The sequence below is a fragment of the Planococcus sp. A6 genome, from assembly GCF_028823615.1.
Taxonomy (GTDB): Bacteria; Bacillota; Bacilli; order Bacillales_A; family Planococcaceae; genus Planococcus.
Genome location: NZ_JAPEHT010000138.1, coordinates 1 through 8,074 on the forward strand (window position 1 = coordinate 1; position 8,074 = coordinate 8,074).

The window sequence follows — 8,074 nt, forward strand, 5'->3', positions numbered from 1 at the left end:
ACGATCCGGGTTATGCGGGGTTGGCTCAATATTTGGTTTTCATGAGGCGCAGAGAATTCAATACGACAATCAATGTGGCACCCATATCAGCAAATATGGCCATCCATAGTGTTAACCATCCAGGAATGATTAACAGCAAGGCTAGCAATTTAAGCCCTAAAGCAAAAGCTACGTTTTGAAAGATGATTTTCAAAGTTTTTCTGCTTAACCCAATAGTATAAGGGAGTTTATCTAAATCATCTGCCATAAGTGCGATATCTGCCGTTTCTAACGCTGTGTCAGTCCCGGCCCCGCCCATGGCAATTCCGACAGTAGAAGTTGCTAGTGCCGGCGCATCGTTTACTCCATCGCCAATCATTGCAACCTTGCCAAACTGTTTTCGTAAAGATTTAATGGCATCTAATTTATCTTCGGGCATTAAATCTGATCTAACTTCAGTCAAATGAAGTTTATTGCCGATTGAAGTAGCTGCCAGTTTATTATCACCTGTGAGCATAATCGTTTTCTGAATGCCCAAATCGTATAGTTTTTGAATGATAGTAGAGCTAGCGGATCTGACCTTGTCTTCTACTGCTATATATCCTTTGATCCCAGTGTGGGACCCTAACAGCATTACGGTCTTGCCGTCAGCTTGAAGCGCTTCAATACCCGCTGAAATTTCAGGTGACCGTTCTAATTCAGCTGTAAACAGATTAGGACTGCCAATGTAATACAGTTGGCCGTCGACTTCGGCTTTTGCGCCTTTGCCGGTCATGGACTGGAAGTTCTCTACTTCAGCTAAAATAATATTGGAGCTCTGCGCTTTTCGCAAAACAGCAGCCGCCAGCGGATGTTGAGAGAGGTTTTCAATGGATGCAGCTGTTTTAAGGACTTCTTTTTCAGTCATGGTTGACAGGGAAACAATATTCGTTACTTCGGGAGTTCCATGCGTTAGTGTCCCCGTTTTATCAAAAGCAATGACTTTGAGACGGCCAGTTTCTTCTAAGTGGATCCCCCCTTTAATCAATACGCCATTTCTAGCAGCATTGCCGATTGCTGTGACAATAGCGACAGGCGTAGAAATGACGAGAGCACAAGGGCACCCCACAACTAGAACTGCTAAGCCGCGATAAATCCATTCGTTCCATTCCCCATTTATAAGTAAGGGGGGGAGGACAGCGACTAAAAGGGAGATAATTAATATAGCTGGTGTGTAATACTTTGCGAACTTGTCTACGAACTGCTGGGAAGGGGCACGCTCTGCCTGGGCTTCCTCAACTAAGTGAATAATCTTTGCAATCGTAGTGTCTTCAGTTCTCTTGGTGATCCGGACTTCCAATGCACCCTCTTCATTGAGTGTGCCTGCAAATACTTCATCTCCAGCACTTTTATGGACAGGCAAAGATTCGCCTGTAATTGCTGCCTGATTAATTGACGAATTCCCTTTTGCGACAACGCCGTCCATTGCCAATTTTTGTCCTGGTTTAATGATCATGATGTCACCGACCTGAATGTCCTCTACATCTACTTCGAACTCTTGTGTTCCACGTTTGATTGTAGCTGTATTAGGTGCGATGTCCATTAGTGAACGAATGGAGTTTCTTGCTTTGTCCATGGAGTAGGTTTCCAATGCTTCACTGATTGCAAACAAAAAGACTACGACAGCACCTTCTCCCCATTCGCCAATAACTGCAGCTCCAATGACCGCGATGGTCATTAACGTTGTCATATCGAATTGGAACTTAATAAGATTTTTAAGCCCTTCCTTGAAAAGACTGAGACCGCCTGTCAAAATCGCTAGACCAAAAAGGCCGATAGTAATAACTTCTTCTTCGCCAATTTGAAGTGATGATATATAGCCGAGAATCAAAAAGAAGAGAGAAACCATGGTGGTTTGATTCGCTCGTTGCTTCCAAAACGGCTCTTTGGTTTCAGGCAATCGTTGGTGTTCAGGATATACCAGGATGCCATCGAAAGAACCGGCTTGCTCTAATTGTTCAATTGAGGCTTGTCCAGCGATGGTGATTTTTGAAGCTCCAAAGTTTAGTTTCACGTCTTCAACTGTAGGAATTTCTCGGATGTTTTTTTCGAACTTAGCGGCACAGCTGGTGCAGGATAGATTTTGGAGCTTGTAAATGTGTTGGTCCTGAGTTTCGCTCATTTGTATCGGTCCTCCTCTGCATGCTCGCAAGCAATGCGGACTAACTGGTGCACATGATCATCAGCTAGTGAATAAAAAACCAATTTCCCGCGTTTTTCATAATCTGCCAATCCCATATTACGCAAATAGCGCAGATGGTGCGAAGCAGTAGCTGTGGTTGTCCCTAGAATATTGGCCACGTCACAAACACATAATTCTTTTTCCAGTGTCAAAGCATAAGCAATTTTCAGTCGGGTCGCATCAGAAAGTGCTTTGAAGATTAACTCCACCCCACGAATGCCGACCATCTTAGGTTGAACCCTTCCAATCACTTCTTCGTCATAACAGAAAGTTTGGCATGTATCATTCTTTTTACTAATTTCGATTTCCTCCATTTTTACACCTCATTCAAATGTTCGTTTGAGTATTAGTTTAGAAAGAGTTCGTTGATTTGTCAATTCTAATATTCAAACGATTGTTTTAATGTTCAAAGATTCTTGGTAGACTTTATAAGAGGGAAAGTGGCTTATTAAATAAAAACAACCCATTCTGGAGGTTTTTAGCAAATGAAAAAAATATGGATAATGGCAGTATTGATACTGCTTATGTGTTCGACTACTGTTTCTGCTCATACTGCACTCGAAAAAAGTGTGCCGAGTGATGGAGCTACAGTGACTGAAGAACTTAATGAAATTGTTCTTGAATTCAATACCGCCTTGGAGAAAGGCAGCAACTTTACCGTGGAAAACCAAGAGGGCGAGGAAGTTCCTTTCAATGTTCAGCTTTTGGAACAATCAATGAGTGGGAATCCTAAGGGCAGCATGCCTGATGGGGACTATACTGTGAAATGGAAAATAATCGGCGCGGATGGGCATCCAATTGAAGGTATTTTAAGCTTTACCGCAAAAACAGGAGAGGTGAAGAAAACAGAGGATACAGAAGAGCAAATTACAGGTTCCCTTTCAGAGGTACCAACTAAAGAAACACAAACCTTTGAAACGGATCAGCAAACTAGCGAAACGACAACATCCAGTCCTCCGTATGCCGTAATAATCATTTTTATTATTTTGGCGATAATCGCAGCTGGTACATTCATGTGGGCGCTGGAGAGGCGAAAAAGTTAAATGATCTGGCTATACATAGCTGAAATGCTTCTATATCTCTGTTTTTCGCTTTTAATTGGTTCGTTGCTTATTCACTTAGTTCCAGCCAATAAAAAGCCGGATCTGGTAATAAATAAACGCGTCCTACAAATTTCCATCTTGGGCATTGCTTTTTTATCGACAGCTCCCGTCATTCGGCTTGTAGTATTTCTATACGAAGATATCGGTCTTTTATTGACCGTTCAAAATGTAGTCGGGGAATTCGAGGTAGGGCAAGCGTGGTCAGTAACGGTTTTAACTTCTCTTTTTTTCTATTTTTTCGTATCAGTTACTCCCGTTTTTAAGAGCAAAGTATTGATCGTTGTCTCCCTCGTTTTTACTTTTCTGCTCCTTCTCGCGTTGGGATGGGGAAGCCATGCAGCTTCATTAACAGATGGAAGTGGATTTATTTTTCATACTTTACACTTTACAGCTGCAACGGTTTGGATAGGTATTTTACTTATTGTTAGCTGGTTTTCAGTGTCTTCTAAAAACTGGCTCCCATTTATAAAATGGTTCACTCCACTTGCTATCATATGTTTAATTATCATTTCGGCTTCAGGATTATATATCATGACTTTGGCGTTGAATTTAAAAGACTATACGGATGCGTGGCAAATGCCATATGGCCAAGCAATTTTAGTGAAACATTTATTAATTCTTCCAGTATTACTCTTTGCTTTCATCAATGGCGTATTCATTAGAGCGAAATTAAGCAGAGGGAAAAAGGTAAATCCATTGCCTTGGGCCAGAGCAGAAAGCGTTGTATTGTTACTTGTATTGTCGGCAACTGCAGTATTAGGGCAACAAGAACCTCCCCATTCAATCGAATCGTTTATAAGAATGAATGGAGCTTCCAATCTTTTTGCTTATTTTCATACTGATTCGATGGATACTGCGATGCATCTGCAATTTGAGTGGAGCATTCTTGGCGTTTTGTTTTTGTTTCTCGGCACAGCCTTTGGCAGTCTTGTCATTTATAGTTTCAAGCAAAAAATCCCTGTATATTTGACATTGGTGATGGGATTGTTTTGTGTGTTGAGTTTTTATGTAGGCTTAATGCTCAGCGTTGGATAATAAAAGTAGAAAAGAGGATATAAAAATGGGAAATAAATCGAAGCAATCTAAAATGAAATGGATCGTCCTAGCAACCGCTGTATTAGCAGTAATTGTATCCGTCATAGTGGTATTTCTGAATCAAGAGGAAGCACCCGCTGTAGAAACAGCACAAGTGGATGTTTCCGGACAGCCCACTTTAGGTGAGGGCAATGCTCCAGTGACAGTAGTGGAATACGGTGACTTTAAGTGCCCATCTTGTAAAGCTTGGGGAGAAATGGTATATCCTCAGCTTGTAGAGGACTATGTGGAAACAGGAAAGGTGAAGTTTTCTTATATTAATGTATTTTTTCACGGAAATGAGTCTGTATTAGGTTCTTTGGCTGCGGAGTCGGTTTATGAGCAGAGCCCAGAAATTTATTGGGAGTTTCATAAAGCTCTTTATGATGCCCAACCAGTAGAAGACCATGATGCCGCATGGATTACTCCAGAAAAATTGATGGAAGTAGCATCAGCATTTCCAGAGATTGACCAGGTTCGTCTAAAGGAAGACATCGAACAAGTGTCACAACAAGAACAGCTCCAAAAGGATGAAGCTCTAGTGGAAGAAGCTGGTGTTTCTCAAACACCTACTATTTCAGTTAACGGCCAACAATTGGAAGACCCCTTTGATTATGATGCGATCAAAGCCTTGATTGATCAAGAATTGGAAGGTGCAGAGTGATGGCGAAAGAACAAGGACAGTCTGGAAAAACGGGGATTCTACTCTATAGTGCGTGGTTTGTTTCCCTAGTAGCGATGCTGGGAAGCCTATACTTCAGTGAAGTGCAAGGTTTTATTCCGTGCGAACTTTGCTGGTATCAACGGATTGCCATGTATCCCTTAGTGCTGATTTTGGGCATTGCAACCTTTACAAAAGGCGCCTCGTTACGTTTTGCCACTCTCCCTTTTGGGTGGGAGTATTTCCGTTCTGCACTACTTGGAACAAAAAATTCCTGGGTTTGGTGGATTCAAGCCCTGTGTCAATGGGGTTCCATGCAGCTCAGAATATATCAATTGGGCAGGTTTCATCACGATTCCATTCTTGGCATTGATTGCCTTTGTTTTAATCACGGTAACTATGCTATTACTGGCATTTAGAGAATCTCGTTCTTAATCTGTATATGCATCTCAAGTTATTCTGTCTTTGCTGTGAGGTTTAACAATTTCTATGGTTTTGGGTCTAGTAAAGATGAAAGATTAGTACTGAGGGGGGAACGTATGGCTGTAAGAAAAAAGCAACGTTTAATTTTGAGAAGTGTTATCTTGCTTGTCATGACGGGTGCCATCATATTTACGATTTATAATGCACTAACGAAAGAGCAAAGTGAGGTATTACAGGTAGGAGACAAGGCACCTGATTTCACCTTAACTGACTTAAATGGGCAGCGCCAGCAACTATCTGAGTATAGAGGACAAGGAGTTTTTGTAAACTTTTGGGGAACTTGGTGCAAACCATGTGAGAAAGAGTTTCCATTGATGGAAAAGCAATACCAGAATTACAAGGATCAAGGCGTGCAAATATTGGCTGTAAATATTGCTCAGTCTGACTATGAAGTGAAACAATATGCAGAACAAAAAAACTTAACCTTCCCAATTGTTATTGATAAAAATAAAAGTGTAATGGAGGCATACAACATTCGCCCACTTCCTACTACCATGTTGATCAATCCAGATGGAGATATCGTAAAAATCATTACCGGTGAAATGTCGGAGGAAGACATAAGAAGGTACATGGAAGAGATTAAACCAAAAGCTTCCTGAAGGGGTTAATAAGAGAACAGCTCTCTGTTTAAATTCCTTTGTTTAAAAGCAAAGGCCTATGGAATTTTTTCCTTGCCCTTTTTTTATTGAAGCGTATTTAAAACAAGCCCGACGTTTTAGTTTAAGAGCTTTAAGAGATCGAGTGACACAATTAAATTTTAGAAGTTGAGGAAGAATTATCTTTTAAAAAACTGAACTGACCCCCGATTGGTAGACACTTTAAGAAAGTGACTACCAGTCGGGGGTTTTTTCTGGTTATATTATTTGAAGCGTGTTTATAAGCTAAACTGTGAAGAATCTTTGAATCGGTCCAGGCCATTGGTCTAGATAAAATTCCGAGTAATTATTGTTAGTATACTCAGAAATTACCTCTCTCCAAAACTTTTGAGCTGGAAGGTTGGTTTCAAGTTCCGCCACTTCCCAAGTATCTTGAAAGAGATTGAAAATATGAAAGGCTGCTCGTTTTCCAACACCTTCTTTTCGATATTTTCTCATTACAAAAAACTCACACATTTTCATATAAGAAGGATTACTTGCATCTTCAACAGTTATCTTACGTACCAAAGCAAATCCTGCATACTTACCGTCCACTTGAAATAAAAATGGATAGTGGTTTGGTTCGTTCCAATAACAATCCAGATATTTATAGCCAAACAATCCATTTTCATCTACATCTTCAGATTCAAACTCTGAAAAATCATATTGGTACAATTCCAATAAATTCTTTAAAATCTCTTTCCGTTCCACGATTGGTTGAATGATTTCAATTTTCATTATTATCCCCCATATAAGTAGTTTATTTATTAGATAATAAACTTTAAATGTGAAAAAAGTGTCGAGTATAGCTAGTAATTTAAATGTTCTGATTGAAATTACGATGGAGAATTAGCAGTTATATAAATAGAAAGGGCTAAGTAAGTCTGGTTAAAGCCTACTTTGTTGCCCTTTTATCTATGACTCTTAAAAGAGAATCCATAAAGATAGAGGAGTGAAGTGAACTTTGGTGTACTCCATATCTAAATATATAGAATAATTACTTAAAAAAGTACAGAGAGGGGCCGGAATAGTGATTCGATTTGATCGATATGAAGAAAATCGGCTATATTGAGGATTTACAGAGAGAGAGCTAGAGGTTATTTTAACGATACTGGAAAAAATTCTGAACAATGAAATCACAAGGCGAATGGATGTATTGAAAACGACTTTTCGAAAAAGAAAAATAGAAGAACGCGAATCAAAAGGTAAAGAATGAAAAAGATAGCTTAAAGTTCAGTGTATAAATGCGATATAATAGAAAGAACTTGTTCATCCGAGAAACTGAAACAAACATTGAGGGGGCATTTACTTGAGATTAGAAGAGGCCAAGAAGAAGTTGGCGGCTTTTAAAAGGGATATCAAAAGAAGAAGAGTTTGAGCACGACCGTGAAGATCCGGAACAACGCTTTGAAGAGCGAGAAATTCGGAAAGTGGCAGACCATCTGTATAGCTTAATTTATTCGGTTGAGTACCTTCAGAAACCGATTCAAGCCAGTGGAAGAATTATTAAACGGTCGGATGGACGTTATGAAATCGAAGGTGCTGAAGATTATTTTACGTCGGGCAGTCCCCTTGAAATCTGGGATGAATCACAAGAAATATACGCACGAACACGAATTGAACATGACGGTGAGGATTACTTTGCGGTAGGCATCAAACAACCTTTGGAGGGTCTACAAGCAAGATGTCGATAATATAAGAGACTCTTTCTGCACCAACAGCAATAAACTTAATGATTTGATCCGAAAAATAGCGAGAACCCATTTTCTTGGTCTTCAAGAGAATGGGTTTTTGTATGCTTATTTATAAAGGGAGGATTCAGAGCGTTTCTAAAGTGGTATGATAAGAACGTATGTTCTTTTTAATTGAAAGGAGGCGATAGCATGAAAACAACGAAACACACAAAACAAGTAGGCGC

Annotated in this window: 9 protein-coding genes; 6 read left to right on the forward strand and 3 right to left on the reverse strand. The window is 39.9% G+C overall.

Annotated features, from left to right (window positions below; all coding sequences use genetic code 11):
- Positions 1–25: 25 nt before the first annotated feature.
- Complete coding sequence (locus tag ON064_RS15590) at positions 26–2,140, reverse strand: heavy metal translocating P-type ATPase (RefSeq protein WP_274625498.1); 2,115 nt, start codon at positions 2,138–2,140, stop codon at positions 26–28.
- On the reverse strand, positions 2,137–2,514 hold the full coding sequence (locus tag ON064_RS15595) for an ArsR/SmtB family transcription factor (RefSeq protein WP_068487673.1): 378 nt from the start codon (positions 2,512–2,514) through the stop codon (positions 2,137–2,139). The genes ON064_RS15590 and ON064_RS15595 overlap by 4 nt, the downstream gene beginning before the upstream one ends.
- A 171-nt stretch (positions 2,515–2,685) precedes the next feature.
- Here ON064_RS15595 and ON064_RS15600 point away from each other — a divergent pair, with 171 nt between their 5' ends.
- From ON064_RS15600 to resA, 5 genes are all read left to right on the forward strand, one after another.
- Positions 2,686–3,243, forward strand: coding sequence for a copper resistance CopC family protein (locus ON064_RS15600; protein ID WP_068487672.1), 558 nt, complete (start codon positions 2,686–2,688; stop codon positions 3,241–3,243).
- Positions 3,244–4,338 (forward strand): copper resistance D family protein, encoded by a 1,095-nt coding sequence (locus ON064_RS15605; protein WP_274625499.1) that lies wholly within the window; start codon positions 3,244–3,246, stop codon positions 4,336–4,338.
- Between the two features lie 25 nt (positions 4,339–4,363).
- Positions 4,364–5,041 (forward strand): DsbA family protein, encoded by a 678-nt coding sequence (locus ON064_RS15610; protein ID WP_068487670.1) that lies wholly within the window; start codon positions 4,364–4,366, stop codon positions 5,039–5,041.
- On the forward strand, positions 5,041–5,457 hold the full coding sequence (locus ON064_RS15615; RefSeq protein WP_274625500.1) for a disulfide bond formation protein B: 417 nt from the start codon (positions 5,041–5,043) through the stop codon (positions 5,455–5,457). Before ON064_RS15610 ends, ON064_RS15615 begins: the two co-directional genes overlap by 1 nt.
- A 120-nt stretch (positions 5,458–5,577) precedes the next feature.
- A complete protein-coding gene (resA, locus tag ON064_RS15620; protein ID WP_068487668.1) occupies positions 5,578–6,120 on the forward strand; it encodes a thiol-disulfide oxidoreductase ResA in 543 nt (180 codons plus the stop codon).
- 282 nt (positions 6,121–6,402) lie between these two features.
- On the opposite strand, the gene ON064_RS15625 is transcribed toward resA, so the two are convergent.
- Positions 6,403–6,894, reverse strand: a complete 492-nt coding sequence (locus ON064_RS15625; protein ID WP_068487667.1) for a GNAT family N-acetyltransferase — start codon at positions 6,892–6,894, stop codon at positions 6,403–6,405.
- A 692-nt stretch (positions 6,895–7,586) separates the two neighbouring features.
- On the opposite strand from ON064_RS15625, the gene ON064_RS18485 reads away from it, so the two are divergent.
- Entirely contained in the window at positions 7,587–7,850 is a 264-nt protein-coding gene (locus ON064_RS18485) for a DUF5348 domain-containing protein (RefSeq protein ID WP_407951625.1), read from the forward strand.
- The last annotated feature ends 224 nt before the right edge of the window (positions 7,851–8,074 follow it).

Bases quoted from the DNA above. Each gene is read 5' to 3' on its own strand.
- ON064_RS15600 (WP_068487672.1), top strand. From the start codon at position 2,686: ATGAAAAAAATATGGATAATGGCAGTATTGATACTGCTTATGTGTTCG.
- ON064_RS15595 (WP_068487673.1), bottom strand. From the start codon at position 2,514: ATGGAGGAAATCGAAATTAGTAAAAAGAATGATACATGCCAAACTTTC.
- ON064_RS15615 (WP_274625500.1), top strand. From the start codon at position 5,041: ATGGCGAAAGAACAAGGACAGTCTGGAAAAACGGGGATTCTACTCTAT.
- ON064_RS15610 (WP_068487670.1), top strand. From the start codon at position 4,364: ATGGGAAATAAATCGAAGCAATCTAAAATGAAATGGATCGTCCTAGCA.
- ON064_RS15590 (WP_274625498.1), bottom strand. From the start codon at position 2,140: ATGAGCGAAACTCAGGACCAACACATTTACAAGCTCCAAAATCTATCC.
- ON064_RS15605 (WP_274625499.1), top strand. From the start codon at position 3,244: ATGATCTGGCTATACATAGCTGAAATGCTTCTATATCTCTGTTTTTCG.
- resA (WP_068487668.1), top strand. From the start codon at position 5,578: ATGGCTGTAAGAAAAAAGCAACGTTTAATTTTGAGAAGTGTTATCTTG.
- ON064_RS15625 (WP_068487667.1), bottom strand. From the start codon at position 6,894: ATGAAAATTGAAATCATTCAACCAATCGTGGAACGGAAAGAGATTTTA.